Origin of the sequence: Brevibacterium sp. JSBI002, from assembly GCF_026013965.1 — a bacterium.
Lineage (GTDB): Bacteria > Actinomycetota > Actinomycetes > Actinomycetales > Brevibacteriaceae > Brevibacterium.
Genome location: NZ_CP110341.1, coordinates 2,411,652 through 2,428,549, shown reverse-complemented (window position 1 = coordinate 2,428,549; position 16,898 = coordinate 2,411,652). Strand labels below are relative to the sequence as shown.

16 protein-coding genes are annotated in these 16,898 nt (G+C 65.9%); 15 read left to right on the top strand and 1 reads right to left on the bottom strand.

From position 1 onward, the window contains the following. The first annotated feature begins 23 nt into the window (after positions 1 to 23). The 10 genes from LJ362_RS11025 (at position 24) to LJ362_RS10980 (ending at position 9,009) form a co-directional block, all read left to right on the top strand. Positions 24 to 905, top strand: coding sequence for a ligand-binding protein SH3 (locus tag LJ362_RS11025; protein WP_264799116.1), 882 nt, complete (start codon positions 24 to 26; stop codon positions 903 to 905). A gap of 11 nt (positions 906 to 916) precedes the next feature. Beyond that, positions 917 to 1,855 (top strand): tRNA pseudouridine(55) synthase TruB, encoded by a 939-nt coding sequence (truB, locus tag LJ362_RS11020; protein WP_264799115.1) that lies wholly within the window; start codon positions 917 to 919, stop codon positions 1,853 to 1,855. 99 nt (positions 1,856 to 1,954) lie between these two features. Beyond that, complete coding sequence (locus tag LJ362_RS11015; protein ID WP_264799114.1) at positions 1,955 to 2,575, top strand: hypothetical protein; 621 nt, start codon at positions 1,955 to 1,957, stop codon at positions 2,573 to 2,575. Further along, on the top strand, positions 2,565 to 2,936 hold the full coding sequence (locus LJ362_RS11010) for a hypothetical protein (RefSeq protein ID WP_264799113.1): 372 nt from the start codon (positions 2,565 to 2,567) through the stop codon (positions 2,934 to 2,936). The genes LJ362_RS11015 and LJ362_RS11010 overlap by 11 nt, the downstream gene beginning before the upstream one ends. Positions 2,937 to 3,025: 89 nt before the next feature. Then, positions 3,026 to 3,964 carry a bifunctional riboflavin kinase/FAD synthetase gene (locus tag LJ362_RS11005; RefSeq protein WP_264799112.1) on the top strand — a complete coding sequence of 313 codons (939 nt, stop codon included), beginning with the start codon at positions 3,026 to 3,028 and terminating at the stop codon, positions 3,962 to 3,964. Between the two features lie 91 nt (positions 3,965 to 4,055). Beyond that, positions 4,056 to 4,325 (top strand): 30S ribosomal protein S15, encoded by a 270-nt coding sequence (gene rpsO, locus LJ362_RS11000; protein ID WP_101547286.1) that lies wholly within the window; start codon positions 4,056 to 4,058, stop codon positions 4,323 to 4,325. A gap of 388 nt (positions 4,326 to 4,713) precedes the next feature. Further along, positions 4,714 to 6,936 carry a polyribonucleotide nucleotidyltransferase gene (locus LJ362_RS10995; protein ID WP_264799111.1) on the top strand — a complete coding sequence of 741 codons (2,223 nt, stop codon included), beginning with the start codon at positions 4,714 to 4,716 and terminating at the stop codon, positions 6,934 to 6,936. A 62-nt stretch (positions 6,937 to 6,998) separates the two neighbouring features. Beyond that, positions 6,999 to 8,096: a M16 family metallopeptidase gene (locus LJ362_RS10990; RefSeq protein ID WP_264799110.1), complete on the top strand. Its 1,098-nt coding sequence runs from the start codon at positions 6,999 to 7,001 to the stop codon at positions 8,094 to 8,096. Next, positions 8,093 to 8,269 (top strand): hypothetical protein, encoded by a 177-nt coding sequence (locus LJ362_RS10985; RefSeq protein WP_264799109.1) that lies wholly within the window; start codon positions 8,093 to 8,095, stop codon positions 8,267 to 8,269. Before LJ362_RS10990 ends, LJ362_RS10985 begins: the two co-directional genes overlap by 4 nt. A 77-nt stretch (positions 8,270 to 8,346) precedes the next feature. After that, a complete protein-coding gene (locus LJ362_RS10980; RefSeq protein WP_264799108.1) occupies positions 8,347 to 9,009 on the top strand; it encodes a TetR/AcrR family transcriptional regulator in 663 nt (220 codons plus the stop codon). Positions 9,010 to 9,115: 106 nt separating this feature from the next. Here the strand turns inward: LJ362_RS10980 and LJ362_RS10975 are convergent, their stop codons facing one another. Beyond that, positions 9,116 to 9,781: an SDR family NAD(P)-dependent oxidoreductase gene (locus LJ362_RS10975; protein WP_264799107.1), complete on the bottom strand. Its 666-nt coding sequence runs from the start codon at positions 9,779 to 9,781 to the stop codon at positions 9,116 to 9,118. Between the two features lie 115 nt (positions 9,782 to 9,896). On the opposite strand from LJ362_RS10975, the gene LJ362_RS10970 reads away from it, so the two are divergent. The 5 genes from LJ362_RS10970 (at position 9,897) to LJ362_RS10950 (ending at position 16,858) form a co-directional block, all read left to right on the top strand. Beyond that, positions 9,897 to 11,081: a Glu/Leu/Phe/Val dehydrogenase dimerization domain-containing protein gene (locus tag LJ362_RS10970; RefSeq protein ID WP_264799106.1), complete on the top strand. Its 1,185-nt coding sequence runs from the start codon at positions 9,897 to 9,899 to the stop codon at positions 11,079 to 11,081. 4 nt (positions 11,082 to 11,085) lie between these two features. Further along, positions 11,086 to 13,173, top strand: a complete 2,088-nt coding sequence (locus LJ362_RS10965; RefSeq protein WP_264799105.1) for an acetate--CoA ligase family protein — start codon at positions 11,086 to 11,088, stop codon at positions 13,171 to 13,173. A gap of 2 nt (positions 13,174 to 13,175) precedes the next feature. Then, positions 13,176 to 14,810 carry a thiamine pyrophosphate-binding protein gene (locus LJ362_RS10960; protein ID WP_264799104.1) on the top strand — a complete coding sequence of 545 codons (1,635 nt, stop codon included), beginning with the start codon at positions 13,176 to 13,178 and terminating at the stop codon, positions 14,808 to 14,810. A gap of 70 nt (positions 14,811 to 14,880) precedes the next feature. Then, positions 14,881 to 16,047 (top strand): acyl-CoA dehydrogenase family protein, encoded by a 1,167-nt coding sequence (locus tag LJ362_RS10955; RefSeq protein WP_264799103.1) that lies wholly within the window; start codon positions 14,881 to 14,883, stop codon positions 16,045 to 16,047. Positions 16,048 to 16,231: 184 nt separating this feature from the next. Further along, a complete protein-coding gene (locus tag LJ362_RS10950) occupies positions 16,232 to 16,858 on the top strand; it encodes a superoxide dismutase (protein WP_039210893.1) in 627 nt (208 codons plus the stop codon). Positions 16,859 to 16,898 lie beyond the last annotated feature (40 nt).

The window sequence follows — 16,898 nt, the reverse complement described above, 5'->3', positions numbered from 1 at the left end:
GACTCTGTTAAGGGAATTCTGCATTGGGTAAGCACTCCTCACCGAAGCCGTCGTTCGCGAAGCAGCTGATCCGGGACCTGGCTCCCGGCAGGCGCTCCGCCGGCCGACGCGCAGCGAATGCGCCGTCCTCGGCGACTTCCGTGCTGGCGACCGTCAAGCAGCGTCCCGTCGTCGCCGCGATCGCCGTTCCAGCAGCCGCGACCGCCGCCGTCGTCGGTTCGACCGTCGTCATGGGGCCACCCGAATCCGGCAACGTCACCACCGAGGCTGCATCGACGACCCCCGAGGAGTCGACCGCTGCCTCGACCCCGAGCCAGAAAGAGCTCGACGCCGAACGCAAGAAGGCCGGCGAAGAGTACCTGGAGAAGGTCAAGGACGACCCGAAGTACAAGAACAAGACCTCGAAGACCGATCTCGAGGTCAAGGCTCCGCCGAAGCCCAAGCCGACCGCCGAATCCTCGGCCTCCTCGGAGAAGAGCGACGATTCGTCCTCCGATGAGAAGTCTTCGGACGAGAAGTCGTCCGGTGAGGGCGAAGGCACCTCCTCGGACACCTCGGCTCCGCCGTGCAGCGTGTCCTCCTCGATCGAGTCCGGCCTGCTGCCGAATGCCGTCAACGGCTACCGTGCAGTCTGCGCGAAGTTCCCCGAGGTCAAGACCTTCGGCGGACGTCGCCCCGGCACCGGTTCGGACCACAACACCGGTGAAGCAGTCGATATCATGATCACCGGATCCACCGGTGACCGCATCGCCGAGTACCTCATCCAGAACCAGAGCGCCCTCAACGTCAAGTACGTCATCTGGAAGCAGCGCATCTGGATGCCCGGACAGGGCTGGAAGGGCATGGAGGACCGCGGAGACGCGACCGCCAATCACTTCGACCACGTGCACGCGTCCTTCAACTGATCGCACACCCAGTGAGCGATACTTCCCCACAGGGCGTCCTCGTCTGTGACAAACCGCAGGGACTGAGTTCCCATGGCGTGGTCTCCCGCATCCGCCGCTGGTTCGGGACGAAGAAGGTCGGCCACGCCGGCACTCTCGACCCGATGGCCACGGGCGTCCTCGTGCTCGGCCTCGGCCGCGGCACCAAGCTGCTCACCTACATCACCGGGGTATCGAAGACCTACTTCGCCACCATCCGCCTGGGGTCGTCGACCCCGACCGATGACGCCGATTCCGAGCCCGATCGCTTTGCTGACCCGTCCGATCTCGCTCGTGTCGACGCTGCGGTTATCGAAGCCGCCGTGGCCAAGCTGCGCGGCCCCATCGACCAGGTGCCCAGTGCCGTCTCGGCTATCAAGGTCGACGGCAAGCGTTCTTACGCCCGGGTCCGTGCCGGTGAGAACGTAGAACTCAAGTCCCGCCGCGTCGAAGTCTCGGAGTTCCAGATCATCGACATCCGCTTCGCCGCCGAGGACGGGCATATCGACGTCGATGTCGAAGTCGACTGCTCGTCGGGCACCTATGTGCGCGCCCTGGCCCGCGATATCGGCACCGATCTCGGCGTTTTCGGGCACCTCACCGCGCTCCGGAGGACGCGTGTCGGCGATTTCCACATCGACCAGGCCGTGACCCTGCCCGAGGACCTCGACGTTCCCGCGCCCACCCTCATCTCCCTCGCCGAGACGGCCCGCACTCTCCTGCCCGTCGTCACCGTCGATGCCGATCGGGCCCGCGCCCTCATGCAGGGCAAGACCGTTGCTGCTGGTGACTGGCATACCGACCCCGGTGCCGACGACACAGGGAACCGAGAGGTCGCCGTCATCTGCGACGATGCCCTCGTCTCCGTGGCCGAAGTGCGTCGGAACGGCGGTCTGAAGTCTCTGACCGCCTTTGCCATCGACCTCGCCTGAAGGGGCCAGCTTCCACGCTCGAATCAATGAAATAAGTTGTATCTGTCAAATACAACCGAAACTCTTGTATCCGATGCGATCATCTGGTCTACTTGTCCTATGTTCGTCTTGACCATCGACCAGCAGGATTCGCGGTCGAACGCCGACGCGGTGCCCCGGATCCTCGATGCTCTCTCTCCGATCGACACGGTCGTTCCCTTCGCCCGCACCATCGGTGACGAGGTCCAAGGGGTCCTCGACGATCCCGACGCCGTCGCCGAGGCGGTACGCCGTATCGGCATCGACTCCGGTTGGCATATCGGCCTCGGAATCGGCGAGGTCGAACGGCCGCTGCCCGAGACGACCACCGAGGGCAGGGGAGAGGCCTTCTACTCCGCCCGCCAGGCGGTCGAAGCGGCCAAATCCGCACCCGCCCACCTCGTCGTCAGCGCCGATGCGGACAGTGAGCATCGTGGGCTCGCGGAGGCGGCTCTGCGGCTCCTCATCAGCACGCTGACAGAGCTGCGCGGTAACTCCCGCGGCTACGTCGGGTATCGACTCGACCATCCGGACGCCACACAAGCCGAGATCGCCGCGGAATTCGACGTCTCCCAGCAAGCGGTCTCCCGGGTGCTGGCGGCCGGTCCCGCCGAGATCATCGCCGGAGCCGAGCATCTGGCCCGACATCACCTCGACCGGCTCCAACGAGCCCTGTCGGAAGGAGACGCACATGTGGACTGACCTGCTCGTCGCCATCGCCGCCGCCATCATCGCGGCCCTCATCGGCTGGCCGCTCGTCCCATTGCTCCTCCGCCTGACCCATGCCGGCCCGGGGTCCAAACCAGAACGCACAGGAGCCGAGGACGTCGAAGTCCTGCGCGGCGGACTGTGGATCGGCATCGTCGAACGCGCACTCATCGCCGGAGCGATCGTGCTCGGCCGCCCAGAACTCATGGCCGTGGTCATCGCGGTCAAAGGACTCGGACGCTTCGCAGAGATCAAATCCTCGGCGGTCGCGGGGGAGCGGTTCATCATCGGCACCTTCGTCTCCATCGCCCTGGCCTCCCTCCTCGGCGTCATCGGGTGGGCGATCATCGCCTGAACCGTCCTCCCGCCTCGGCGAGGTCCGGGTTAGGAGGCGGAAGATCTCTGCGATAATCTGAATCGGTGCGCGGAAGGAGCGAATGTCTGGTGGAGCTGTATCACGGACTCGGTGAAGTCGAGGTCGACGCTGTCGGCACCGTCGTCACCCTCGGCAACTTCGACGGCGTGCACCGCGGACACGAAACGGTCCTGACCACCGTGGCCGCCCTGGCCAGGCAAGAGGGCCTGCGCTCGATCGCAATGACCTTCGATCCCCACCCGCGCACGGTCCACCGCCCCGAAGAGCCGACCGTGATGATCAACTCGACCCGGCAGCGCGCCGACCTCATTGCCGCCACCGGAATCGACGGCCTCCTCATCCAGCCCTACGACCTCGACTTCGCCGCCCAGTCGGCCGAGGAATTCGTGCGCCGGTACTTCGTCGAAGCCCTGCGAGCGAAGATCGTCGTCGTCGGCGACGACGTCCGGTTCGGCAGGGACAACGAGGGTACGATCGAGACTCTGCGCCGCCTCGGCGAGAGATTCGGGTTCCGTGTCGAAACGATCGACGAAGTCGGGCGCGGGGGCCGGTATTCGTCCTCCCGGATCCGGGAGCAGCTTACTGCTGGTGATGTCGCCGAGGCGGCCGACCAGCTCGGGCGCTACCACGCACTCCACGGCACCGTCGTCCACGGCGATGCCCGCGGACGCGACCTGGGATTCCCGACGGCGAACCTCTCGGACAATCCCGACGGGCTCGTCCCCGCCGACGGCGTCTACGCCGGCTGGGCGACGTTCTCGGGTGAGGATCAGGCGTACCCGGCCGCGATCTCCGTGGGCACGAACCCGACCTTCCAGGGGCAGGTCCGACGGGTCGAGGCGTACGTGCTCGACAAGGAATTCGGCGAATTCGACGTCTACGACCGTGAGATGACTCTCGAATTCGTCTCCCGCATCCGCGGGCAGGTCGCGTTCACCGGGATGGACGACCTCATCGTGCAGATGCATGAGGACATCGCCGATGTGCGCGAGGTCCTGCACACCTGATAAGCTGAACTCTGCCGTTTTCACCGGCCGCGGTCCCATAGGGCAGAGACTTCAGGTCCCTGCGCCGCGCAACGACACGAAGGAGAACTCCATGGCTCTCGATACCGCTGTGAAGCAAGAGATCATCAAGGAATATGCAACTCATGAGGGCGACACCGGTTCTCCCGAGGTCCAGGTTGCACTGCTGACCCGCCGGATCATCGACCTGACCGAGCACTTCAAGGATCACAAGCACGACCACCACTCGCGTCGTGGCCTGCTGCTCCTCGTCGGCCAGCGTCGCCGCATGCTCAAGTACCTCGCGAAGGTCGACATCGAGCGTTACCGTTCGCTCATCAAGCGCCTCGGCCTGCGCCGCTGATTCGAGTCTGCTGATCAGCGCCGTCTGATCGGACCGTCTCGAACTGTTCGGAAGCGTCCCACCTCTCGGTGGGGCGCTTTCGTGCTTCTGCGGTAGACTCAAGCGTGGACGCACATGCCATGGACGTTTCGGTCTTCGGTAGTGGCCTCCGGAGGAACGCGCGCTGACACAGGCTTGCAGATGCAAGTGGTTGCCGGCACCGGTTCCGTGGGCCCCGATCGATGACCGGCGTGGATCCATGCATCGTCCACTGCCAATATCCCGCCGGAAGGGCGCGGGGCTTCGCACTGTGCAATGCAGAGCGCTGCCTCTTCGCGCCGAGGGGACTCCCTCGGGCGTTGCAGGTCTTGCGATGACCGCCGCGCACCGGCACAAACTAGGAGACTACGTGGGACTCAACCCTGAATCCGCCGTTGCCCATATCGACAACGGCAGCTTCGGCAAACACACCATTCGCTTCGAAACCGGACGACTTGCCCAGCAGGCCGCCGGGTCCGCCGTCGCCTACCTCGACGACGACACCATGCTGTTCTCGGCCACCTCGGCCGGAAAGAACCCCCGTGAGGGCTTCGACTTCTTCCCGCTGACCGTCGACGTCGAAGAGCGCATGTACGCCGCCGGCCGCATCCCCGGCTCGTTCTTCCGCCGTGAGGGACGCCCCTCGACCGACGCGATCCTGACCTGCCGCCTCATCGACCGTCCGCTGCGCCCGTCGTTCGTCAAGGGCCTGCGCAACGAGGTTCAGGTCGTCGTCACCGTGATGTCGGTCAATCCCGACCACATCTACGACGCTCTGGCCATCAACGCCGCGTCGATGTCGACTCAGCTCTCGGGTCTGCCGTTCTCCGGCCCCATCGGCGGTGTGCGCATCGCGCTCATCGACGGCCAGTGGGTCGCCTTCCCGAACCACTCGCAGCTCGAGGACGCCGTGTTCAACATGGTCGTCGCCGGTCGTGTTGTCGGTGACGACGTCGCCATCATGATGGTCGAAGCCGAAGCCACCGACAACGCCATCGACAAGATCAAGACCGGTGCTGCGGCCCCCACCGAGGAGGTCGTGTCCGAAGGTCTCGAAGCTGCGAAGCCGTTCATCGCCGAGCTCTGCCGCGCGCAGTCCGAGCTCGCCGATCGTGCCGCGAAGCCGACCGTCGAATTCCCCGTCTTCCGCGACTACGAGGACGACGTCTTCGAAGCGGTGAAGGAACTCGCCGAGGCGAAGCAGACCGAGAACTTCAAGATCGCCGACAAGCAGGAGCGCGAAGCCGCCGGCGCCGCCCTCCTCGACGAACTCTTCGAGAAGCTCGGAGAGCGCTTCGAAGGCCGTGAGAAGGAGATCGCGAACGCTCTCAACGCCCTGACCAAGCAGGTCGTGCGCAAGCGCATCCTCACCGAGCAGGTCCGCATCGACGGCCGTGGGCTCAAAGACATCCGTCCGCTCACCGCCGAGACGAACGTCATCCCGCGCGTGCACGGTTCGGCGATCTTCGAACGCGGCGAGACCCAGATCTTGGGTGTCACCACCCTGAATATGCTCAAGCTCGAGCAGACCATCGACTCGCTCTCACCCGAGACGTCGAAGCGCTACATGCACCACTACAACTTCCCGCCCTATTCGGTCGGTGAGACCGGCCGCGTGGGCAGCCCGAAGCGCCGCGAGATCGGCCACGGAGCACTGGCCGAACGCGCCCTCGTGCCTGTTCTGCCCAAGCGTGAGGACTTCCCTTACGCGATCCGTGAGGTCTCCGAGGCCCTCGGTTCGAACGGTTCGACCTCGATGGGCTCGGTCTGCGCCTCGACGCTGGCCATGCTCTCGGCCGGTGTGCCGCTGCAGGCGCCTGTCGCCGGCATCGCCATGGGTCTCGTCTCCGACGTCATCTCCACCGACCAGGGTGAGCAGACCGCCTACGCGGCTCTGACCGACATCCTCGGTGCCGAAGATGCCTTCGGCGATATGGACTTCAAGGTCGCCGGTACGCGTGACTTCATCACCGCGATCCAGCTCGACACCAAGCTCGACGGCCTTCCCGCCTCGGTGCTCGGTGCCGCCCTCAAGCAGGCCCGCGAAGCACGCATGGTCATCCTCGACGTCATCGCTGAGGCCATCGACGCCCCGGCCGAGATGGCTCCGACGGCTCCGCGGATCATCTCCGTGAACATCCCCGTCGACAAGATCGGTGAGGTCATCGGGCCCAAGGGCAAGATGATCAACCAGATCCAGGAGGACACCGGCGCGGACATCAGCATCGAAGACGACGGAACCGTCCTCATCGGTGCCACCGACGGACCGGCCGCCGAGGCCGCCCGCTCGATGATCAACGCGATCGCGAACCCGCAGGTTCCCGAGGTCGGCGAACGCTACCTGGGCACCGTGGTCAAGACGATGAGCTTCGGCGCATTCGTCTCCCTGACCCCGGGCAAGGACGGCCTGCTGCACATCTCCGAGCTGCGCAAGCTCAACGACGGCAAGCGCGTCGAGGACGTCGAAGACGTCGTCGGTGTGGGCCAGAAGGTCCAGGTCGAGATCACGAAGATCGATGACCGCGGCAAGCTCTCGCTGGCTCCGGTCACCGACGAAGACGAGAAATCGGACGAAGAGGGATCAGACAACTGATACTGAGCAGTTCGCACACCGGGGAGGGCAGCCGAATCGATCGGTCTGTCCTCCCCGGTGGTTTGACGCTGACCACCGAACACATGCCGGGTCTGGCCTCGGAGACGATCGGGATCTGGGTTGCAGCCGGGTCCCGTGACGAATCCGCCGAGACCGCCGGCTCGACGCATTTCCTCGAGCACATGCTGTTCAAGGGCACCGGCAGCCGCGATGCGAAGACCATCGCTGCTGCCTTCGATCGCACCGGCGGGGACTCGAATGCGATCACCGCCAAGGAGCTCACCTGCTACTACTCCAGGTGCCTGGTGACGGATCTGCCGAACATCACCGGCCTGCTGGTCGATATGGTCTCGAACTCCCAGCTCGACGTCGAGGAGTTCGAACGCGAGCGCGGTGTCATCATCGAAGAGCTCGCCATGTCCGCCGATGATCCCGGCGACGTCCTCTTCGACGACTTCGATTCCCTGGTCTTCGGTTCGCATTCGCTGGCTCGGCCCGTGGGTGCGACGAAGGATCAGATCCGCGTGCTCGGCCACCACACGGTCATCGACCACTATCAGTCGACGTATATTCCGCCTCGTCTGGTCATCGCTGCCGCAGGCGGTGCGACCCATGAAGAGGTCCTCGCGATGGTTGAGGATGCCCTCGCCGAGGCGGGGCTCGGATCCCGAGCCGACGTCTGGTCGGGCGCGGGGACCGGGGACGCCGCCTCGGTGGCGAAGGGTTCGCACCTCGGTGGGGCCGCACGGGTGCGCCCGGAGTTCCACTCCGGGAAGTCGCACACCGTCAAAGACATCGAACAGCTGGGCATCATGCTCGGCTGCGAGGGCCTGCCCGAAGGCGACGACGACCGGTTCATCTACTCGGTGATGCTGACGATGCTCGGCGGCGGAATGTCGTCGCGGCTGTTCCAGAGCGTGCGCGAGGAGCGCGGACTGGCCTATGCCGTGAACTGCGTGGCCAGTCAGTTCACGGATACCGGCACCTTCGGCATCTATGCTGGATGCACGGCCGAGAACGCTCAGGCCGTCGTCGATCTGGCGGTGAGCGAATGGGATCGGTTGGCACAGGAGACACCGAGCCAGTTCGAACTCGACGAGATCGTGTCCCAGCTGTCGGGGTCGATGGTGCTCGGACTCGAGTCCTCTGCCGCGCGATGAATCGTCTCGCCCGGTCAGAGATCTTCGGGCTGCCGCTCGAATCGCCGATGGACCTCATCGAACGCGTCCGCTCGGTCACGGCCGAGGACGTCAGCGAGATGGCCGGGCGGCTGCTGTCGCGGCCCAAGGCTCTGGCGCTGGTCGGACCGGCCGCCGAGGTCGAACTGCCCTGAGTGCGTCGCCGCGTTCGGGGCTTCGAGCCTCGGGCACGGGATGCCGTCCGGCTGGAACGTGAAAGGAGACAGGCGAGATGGCGAGGAAGAGCGCAGCGGTCCGCCGGGAGGAGATCCTGGCGGCCACGGTCGAGGAGATCGAGGCAACGGGTCTGCGTGCGCTGCGCGTCTCCGACGTCGCCGCGCGTTTGGGTCTGAGCGCCAGTCTCGTCATCTATCACTTCGAAACGAAGGAAGCCCTCGTCGCCGAGGCGTTCGACTTCGCCGGGCGTCAGGACATCGATCGGGCGCGGGAGCTGGCGGCTGGGACCGCATCGGCGGCGACGGAAGAACCACACGACGGCGGTGGAGATGCCACGACAGGAGCCGCCTCGGCGGGGGGGAGTGGATCCGCACTCCAGCGTCTGCGGGACGTCGTCGGCTGGTACCTGCCCAGTGGATCCTCCCGCAGCTGGAAGATCTGGATCGATGGCTGGTCGGCCGGGCTCTTCGATGATGCTCTGCGGTCGACTTTCGCCGCTCTCGACCAGGAATGGAAGTCGATCCTCGTGCGCCTCATGGACGAGGCCATCGCTGCGGGGGAGTCCGCGGCACCTGACGGCGGCACCGAGGCGTGTGCGACGCGGATACTCGCGTTCCTGGACGGCCTAGCGATCCAGCTGATGGTCAACTCTGAGACCGTTGACACTGAGGTGCTGAACACCTGGGTCGACGACTTCCTTACCCGCGAACTTCACTGAGGGCGATTGTTGGGTCGATCCACGGCGGTCTGGACGTCCAGAACACCGTGGATCGACCCAACAATTGCCTCCGAATGCGGCTGAGGCCGACTGCCGTGCGCTTAATTCAGTAGCGAGCGGAGAACCCTCCGTCGGCAGACAGCAGCTGGCCGCTGATCCACCGGCCCTCATCTGAGAGCAGAAAGGCCGTGACTCCGGCGATATCGCGAGGAGTGCCCATGCGGCCGAGCGGCTGATAGGGGACCAGCCCTGTTCTCGTCTCGTGATCCATCCAGCCCGTATCGATCGGCCCAGGATTGACGACGTTCGCCGATATCCCCTTCGGTCCGAGTTCCCGCGCAGCGGAGATGACGATGCGATCGAGCGCGCCTTTCGATGCTCCATAGGGCAGATTGCCCGTGGCGTGATCGCTGGTGAAGGCGACGATCGCGCCTCCCGACTCGCCGATTTGATTCGCGAACGCCGCGATGAGGAGCAACGACGCGCGAGCGTTGACAGCTACGTGGCGGTCGAAGCTGTCGACGGTGGTGTCCAAGATTCCGGACTCTTCGCCGTGAGCGTGGCTGAGCACCAACCCGTCGATCGTGCCGTGATCCCTGCTCACCCGACCGACCAGCTCCTGCGCTTCGTGAGCGGATGACAGGTCGCATGGGTAGTCTCCGCGATCGAGATCGCTCGTGCACACGGTCCAGCCGTCGGACGACAGTCGTGCGGCCACTCCCGCGGCGATGCTGTTCTCTCGTCCGGCTCCGGTGATGAGTGCTGTCGGCATGCTTCGATCCTAGCGGCCTTGACGTGGTGGCCCTTACCCGGACAGACTGGAGGCACATGTCTTACTGAATAGCGGTTCAGTAAGAGTCTTGAGACGCCGATCTTTTGGGAGCCCCATGTTCATGGACATCACTTGGCAGGATCCGGACACCGGTGCACTCGGGTATGTCGTCATCGACACCCTTGTGCGCGGCACCGCTTCGGGCGGTGTGCGCATGCGCAAAGGCTGCACCCTCGAAGAAGTGCGCGGACTCGCCCAGGGGATGACCCGCAAGGAAGCCATCCACCTCCGCGAGGGACGACACTATGTGCCCGTCGGCGGAGCCAAGGGCGGAATCGACTTCGACCCCCGCTCACCCGGAGCCAAGGATGTCCTCGAACGCTTCCTCGTCGACATCAACCCGATCATGCACGCCTACTGGGCCCTCGGCGAAGACCTCGGCGTTCGCCAGGACGACATCGACGAGATCCTCGCCCGCCGCGAACTCGGCTCGGGGCTCTCCGCCGTCAACAAGCTCGTCGACGATCCGGCCGCCGTCGAGGCCCGCACGACTAAGGCCTTCTCCGCCGTGGTCGACGGCGTCGCCCAGGACGAACTCGTCGGCGGCCTCGGTGTGGCCACCTCGGTGATCGCTGCCCTGCACGACTCCGGACGTGACCCCAGCGATTCCACCGCAGTCTTCCAGGGATTCGGTTCAATGGGCGGTGCCACCGCCCGCTATCTCGCCGAGGCAGGACTGCGCATCGTCGGCATCGCCGACGCCGACGGGTTCGTGTCCAACCCTGCCGGGCTCGACGTCGAAGCTCTGCTCGCCACCCGGGACCAGTTCGGCGGAATCGACCGCGAAGCGCTGCGCCCGGAGGACCACGTCGGCGATCGCGACGACTGGCTCGCTGCCGACGCCGACGTCCTCGTTCCCGCAGCCGTGAGCTACTCGATCACGCCGGACAACTGCGACCGCGTCACCGCCTCACTCATCGTCGAGGCCGCGAACATGCCTGTCCTGCCCGCAGCCGAAGAGACGCTGCTGGCTCGCGGAGTCACCGTCGTCCCGGACTTCCTCGCGAACTCGGCGACGAACGCCTGGTGGTGGTGGGTGACCTTCGGCGACGTCGACGGCAGCTGGGACGACAGCCGCGCCATCGTCACCTCGACCCTGCACGATCTCACCATCGAGGTCCTCACCGCCGCCCGTGACCAGGGCATCAGTCCCCGGGCGGCCGCTCAGGCGAAGGTCGATGCGAATCTCGCCGCTTTGGGCGATCGTGCTGCCGCTGCCGTTTCGGTGACGGAAAGCTAGCGATATGGACGCGTTCTTCGATCCCGGCAGCGTCGCCGTCCTTGGAGCATCGAACGATTCCAGCAAATGGGGTTTCTGGCTCGCCGCCGGAGCTCTGCGCGGGGCCGAGCGCCGCCGCGTCTACCTCATCAACGCCAAAGCCGGCTCGATCCAGGGCCAGCCGACGTACGCTCGCCTGAGAGACCTGCCGGAGACGCCCGAGCTGCTCGTCATCTCCGTGCCCGGCCCCACCGTGGCGGGAGTCGTCGCCGAAGCACTCGAGAACGGAGTGCGCGCCTTCCTCATCATCTCCGCCCGCGTCCCCGACGCCGACCAACTGGCTGCCACTATCCGTGAGACCGGCGGCCGCCTCATCGGCCCGAACTCGCTCGGGATCGTCGACTCACACGCCGATCTGCTCCTGGCCTGGGGCAACTTCATACCCGGAAGTCTCGCCGTGGTCACCCAGAGCGGCCAGCTCGGCACGGAGATCGCGACACTCGCGGCCCGCAGCGGACTCGGCGTCTCCCGATTCGCTTCGATCGGCGGACAATCCGACGTCCGCGCCGCCGAGGTGCTCGCCACCCTTGTCGACGACCCCGCCACCGCTCAGGTCGCGCTCTACCTCGAATCCTTCACCGGCGGAACCGCCCTCGTCTCAGCCCTCAAAGCCCTGCGCGCCGCCGGGAAGCCGACGATGATCCTGACTACAGGAGCATCCAGCGCAGGAGCGCGTCTCGCCAGATCCCACACCGGATCGATGACCTCGGCCATGGACACCGTCGATGCCGCCTGCCGGGCCGCCGGCGCCATCCGCCTGGCCACCCCCGGACAACTCGTCGAACTCGCCGGATTCTTCGCCTCCGCCTGGCTGCCGAAAGACCGGAGCATCGGTGTGCTCTCCGACTCGGGTGGACAGGGAGCGATCGCCGCCGACACCGCCGAGAGCTGGGGACTCGACGTGCGCGAACTCAGCGCCGGCGGTGCCGGACGCGTGAGCGAACTGCTGCCCGAGGCCGACCACATCGTTAATCCCATCGACCTCGACGGCGCAGGAGAGAAGAACCTTGATGTCTATGCTGACCTCGCCGAGGTGCTGCTGACCGATACGGACATCGACGCTGTCGTCGTCTCCGGATACTTCGGCTGCTACGGCGAGGACGTCCCCGACCTGCGCGACCGAGAACTGGCTGTCGTCGATCGTCTGGGCGAGCTCGTCGCCGAGGCGAAGAAGCCCGTCATCGTCCACTCGATGAGCGCATCGTCGCCCGTCGTCACCCGCCTCTGGGAGTTCGGCATACCCGCCTACACCTCCATCGAAGCGGCCATGCGCGTGCTCGCCCGCGCCGGCTTCTACGCCGCCCATTCGGGTCGGCTCACCGAATCCCTCGAACTCACCGGCCCCGTCATCCCGTGGGGCACCGGATATGCGGCCGCTCGAGCAATGATCGAGGGCGCGGGGATTCCCGTTCCTGCCGCTGTGACTGTGGGCAGCGTGGGCCCGGGGGAGTCTCGTGCACCCGCCGAGGCGGCCAAGGCGTCCGAACTCAGACCGCCGTTCGCGCTCAAGGCCGGATGGCCTGCCCACAAGACCGAGGTCGGCGGCATCGTCCTGGGACTGAGCGATCTCCCCGCAGTCGAAACGGCATACGCGGACATGGTGGGTCGCCTCGGCGAGGGTGAGTACATCCTCGAGGAGATGGACACACGCGATCACGTCGTCGAGATTCTCGTCGGCGGTCGGCAGGACGAGAACTTCGGGCCGCTCGTCATCGTGGCCGCCGGCGGGACGGAGACCGAACTCTTCGCCGACACGTGGCTCGAACTCGCCCCCGTCACCCACACCGAAGCGCTGGACATGATCTCGCGGCTGAGCTGCTCGCGGCTGCTCACCGGATGGCGGGGCAGACCCGCCGCGGATATCGACGCCCTCGCCGAAATCATCGTCGCGGTATCCAGAATGGTGGCCGGGAACAACGCCATCGCCGAGATCGAGATCAACCCGGTGCGAGTTGCCCCGGACGGCGCCTTGGCCGTCGACGCACTCGTCGTGACGACGGAGAACCCGACCGCAGAGAACGTGCCAGCAGAGAAACCGAACAGCGAGGAATGAGAATGGACCAGACGACCATCACCGGCGGAGCACACCTGGCTCGTGCGCTCCAGGCCGAAGGGATCACCCGCGTCTTCGGAATCCCCGGCACCCACAACCTCGAAATATTCGCGCAGCTGAGCGCCGCAGGCATCGACATCGTCTCACCTCGCCACGAGCAGGGCGCGGGCTACATGGCCGATGGAGCCGCCCGCGTCACCGGCGAGGTGCAGGTCATCGTCACGACGACCGGGCCGGCCGCGCTCAACGCACTCACCGCCCTGCTGCAGTCCTTCACCGATTCCGTGCCCGTCCTCCTCATCACCCCCGGCATGCCGTTGACCCACCCCGGCCGCGGGAACGGACTCCTGCACGAAGTGCGCAACCAGTCCGCGGCCCTCTCGGCGGTACTGACCGAGGTCATGCGGGTCACGAGTCCCGGCGAGGTGTCGCTGGCAGTCGGGCAGTCACTGTCGGCGATGCGTTCAGGCCGGACCCGCCCGGCCGCCATCGAGATCCCTCTCGATCTCATCGAAATCGCCGGCCCGGGCACGCTCCATCCGTCCTTGGCCCGGGCGCTGCCGGCTCCCGTGGCCCCCGAGATCGAGGCCGCAGCCGAGGCGATCGCCTCCTCCCAGCGCCCGCTCATCATCGCCGGGGCCGGAGCACACGGAGCAGGAGCGGAGGTCGCCGCTCTGGCCGAGTCACTCGGAGCGGGAATCGTCCTGTCCTCGAACGCGAAGGGACTCGTCGATGACCGCGCCGAGACCACCATCGGCGCCGTCGGGGTCCTCGAGCTGCTTCCCGAACTCACAAGCGATGCCGATGCGGTCATCGCGATCGGTACGGAACTGGCACCCAGTGACTTCTGGCCGGAACCCCTGCCGCTGCCCGACACCGTGGTGCGCATCGACATCGACGAAGTGCAGATGCTCACGAACGCGACCGTCACCCATCCGGTCCTCGCCGCCGCGAAGAACGCGACAGCGGCCCTGAACGAACAAGTGTCAGCGCTGCGGACGGAGTCCGCGACCGCCGCCGCACGGAACTGGACGGCCGGCTGGAGGAGCAGGGCCGCCTCGGCGATGGAAACCGACGGCCGACCTTGGGCCGATCTGTCGGCCGCACTCACAGCGTTCGCGGAATCGGACACCTCACTGCTCTTCGTCGCAGCGGATTCGACGATGGCCTGCTATTACGGGGTGCAGACCGGGTGGAAAGCTCGATCCGGTGACCGGTTCCTCTACCCGGCCGGGGCGGGCACGCTCGGTTACGCGCTGCCCGCCGGCATCGGTGCGAAACTCGCTGCTCCGCAGGCCAGAGTGGTCGCGGTGGAAGGCGATGGGGGATCGATGTTCACGATCGCCGAACTCGCCGCGGCCGTGCAGGCGGGCGTGCGGATGTGCCTCATCGTCGTCGATAACGGCGGGTACGGGGAGATCCGCAATGAGATGGAGGACCGCGGGGACACTCCGTCAGGGGTGAAGCTCACCGGGCCGGATTTCCCGGCACTCGCGCAGGCGATGGGGGCACGCGGAATCCACGTCGACGGCGCGGACGCGCTGCTGGCCGCGCTCAGCGAGGCGGAGACAGCGGTCGGCCCGACGCTCATCCACATCACCGAGGATTCCCGGGCCGGAGCGGACATGCTCGACTGACCGGGGACGAGGGACGTCGGCCGGGCGCAGTGAGGCGCCCGACCTCCACTGACACTTCGAAGGAGAACTGATGAGCTACACACCTTGGCCGCTGAGCGATGAACAGCATGACATCCTCGACCTCGTGCGCGGATTCGCCCACGACACGATCCGCCCGGCCGGTCGCCGCGTCGACGAGGCCGATACCGAATCGCCCGTCGACATCTTTGCGGCGGCAGCACGGCTCGGGATCACCGACTTCATGATTCCCGAGGAATACGGCGGCGGCGGATTCACCGATGTCTTCACTCAGTGCCTTGTCCAGGAACAGCTGTGCTTCGGGGATCCGGGCATCGGGAACTTCGTGTGTTCGAACGGCTTCTTCGCCGACCCGATTCTCGCATTGGGCACGCCGGAGCAGAAGGAGGAGTGGCTGCGCCCGCTGACTGGAGCAGACCCGAAGATCACGGCGCTGGCCACGACCGAACCCGGATCCGGATCGGACTCGGCTTCGATCATCACCCGGGCGGATGCCGTCGACGGCGGATACGTGCTCAACGGGCAGAAAGCCTGGATCTCGAACGCGGGACTCGCGAACTTCTACGTCGTCTTCGCCAAGACCGACTCGAGCCGGCGCTCTCGCGGAATCAGCGCATTCCTGCTGCCCAGGGAGACCGAGGGGATGGAGTTCGGTGCGTCGATGAAGAAGATGGGACAGCGAGCCATCGTGTGTCGGGAGATCTTCTTCTCCGACGCATTCGTGCCCATGTCGGGCCGCCTCGGCGAGGAGGGGCAGGGCTTCTACGGACTCATGCGCACCTTCGACATCTCTCGGGTGGTGCTCGGTGCCGCGGCGCTCGGCACGGCACGGGCGGCCTTCGAATATGCGCGTGACTATGCGCGGGAGCGCACGCAGTTCGGGACGAAGATCATCGATCATCAGGCCGTCGCGTTTCGGCTGGCGGACATGTCCTCGCGGATCGATGCGGCGTGGCTGCAGGTGCTCAATGCGGCGCGGATGCTCGACGCCGGCGATGCCGTTGATCGACAGCGGATGACGGCCGCGGCGGCGATGGCGAAGCTGAACGCCTCGGAGACGGCCATGTTCTGCACCTGGGCGGCCGTGCAGACCCTCGGCGGATGGGGGTATTCGCGAGAGCATCCCGTCGAGCAGTGGATGCGCGATGCCAAGCTCGAGGAGATCGAGGAGGGCACCTCGGACATCATGCGGCTGCTCATCTCACGCAACCTCGGGTGAAGGTGTCTTGAGCGATCTCGGGCGGAGGTGTCTTAAGCAATCGCGGGCGGGGAAGTGATCCCGTCACCGCGCGTCATATGGAATAGGATGACGGATCCCCTTGTTGTCCGAGATGAGACCCTGGGATAGGGTCGAAATGAAGCCACCGATGTGGTGGTCATCAAATCTGATCAGGAGGAATCTCATGGCTGAGCAGTACACACTTCCGGAACTGCCCTACGACTACTCCGCTCTTGAGCCGCACATCTCGGCTCGCATCATGGAGCTGCACCACGACAAGCACCACGCCACCTACGTCAAGGGCGCCAACACCGCCGTTGAGCAGCTGGCCGAAGCTCGCGAATCCGGCAACCTCGCCGCTGTGCCGAAGCTGACGCGCGACCTCGCGTTCAACCTGGGCGGTCACGTCAACCACTCGATCTTCTGGAACAACATGTCCCCGGACGGTGGAGACAAGCCGGTCGGTGAACTCGCCGCAGCCATCGACGACCAGTTCGGTTCGTTCGACAAGTTCCGCGAGCACTTCACTACCGCGGCCACCACGATCCAGGGCTCCGGCTGGGCTGTCCTCGTCTACGATCAGCTCGGCGGTAACCTCTTCATCGAGCAGCTCAAGGACCAGCAGTCCGACATCCAGCTCGGCGGCACCCCGGTTCTGCAGCTCGACATGTGGGAGCACGCCTTCTACCTCGACTACCAGAACGTCAAGCCCGACTACGTCAAGGCTTGGTGGAACATCGTCAACTGGGCAGACGCCGGCGCACGCTTCGACCGCGCAGTCGCTCAGACCAAGGGCCTCCTCCTCGGCTGACACTAATTGCTACCTGACGGCGGCCCAGCAACCTCGCGCG

What these genes read in the sequence shown, in the direction of transcription:
- LJ362_RS11010 (WP_264799113.1), top strand. Translation starts at nt 2,565, where the DNA reads ATGTGGACTGACCTGCTCGTCGCCATCGCCGCCGCCATCATCGCGGCC.
- LJ362_RS10985 (WP_264799109.1), top strand. Translation starts at nt 8,093, where the DNA reads ATGAATCGTCTCGCCCGGTCAGAGATCTTCGGGCTGCCGCTCGAATCG.
- LJ362_RS10980 (WP_264799108.1), top strand. Translation starts at nt 8,347, where the DNA reads ATGGCGAGGAAGAGCGCAGCGGTCCGCCGGGAGGAGATCCTGGCGGCC.
- LJ362_RS11015 (WP_264799114.1), top strand. Translation starts at nt 1,955, where the DNA reads ATGTTCGTCTTGACCATCGACCAGCAGGATTCGCGGTCGAACGCCGAC.
- LJ362_RS10955 (WP_264799103.1), top strand. Translation starts at nt 14,881, where the DNA reads ATGAGCTACACACCTTGGCCGCTGAGCGATGAACAGCATGACATCCTC.
- LJ362_RS10960 (WP_264799104.1), top strand. Translation starts at nt 13,176, where the DNA reads ATGGACCAGACGACCATCACCGGCGGAGCACACCTGGCTCGTGCGCTC.
- LJ362_RS10950 (WP_039210893.1), top strand. Translation starts at nt 16,232, where the DNA reads ATGGCTGAGCAGTACACACTTCCGGAACTGCCCTACGACTACTCCGCT.
- LJ362_RS10975 (WP_264799107.1), bottom strand. Translation starts at nt 9,781, where the DNA reads ATGCCGACAGCACTCATCACCGGAGCCGGACGAGAGAACAGCATCGCC.
- LJ362_RS10970 (WP_264799106.1), top strand. Translation starts at nt 9,897, where the DNA reads ATGTTCATGGACATCACTTGGCAGGATCCGGACACCGGTGCACTCGGG.
- rpsO (WP_101547286.1), top strand. Translation starts at nt 4,056, where the DNA reads ATGGCTCTCGATACCGCTGTGAAGCAAGAGATCATCAAGGAATATGCA.
- LJ362_RS10965 (WP_264799105.1), top strand. Translation starts at nt 11,086, where the DNA reads ATGGACGCGTTCTTCGATCCCGGCAGCGTCGCCGTCCTTGGAGCATCG.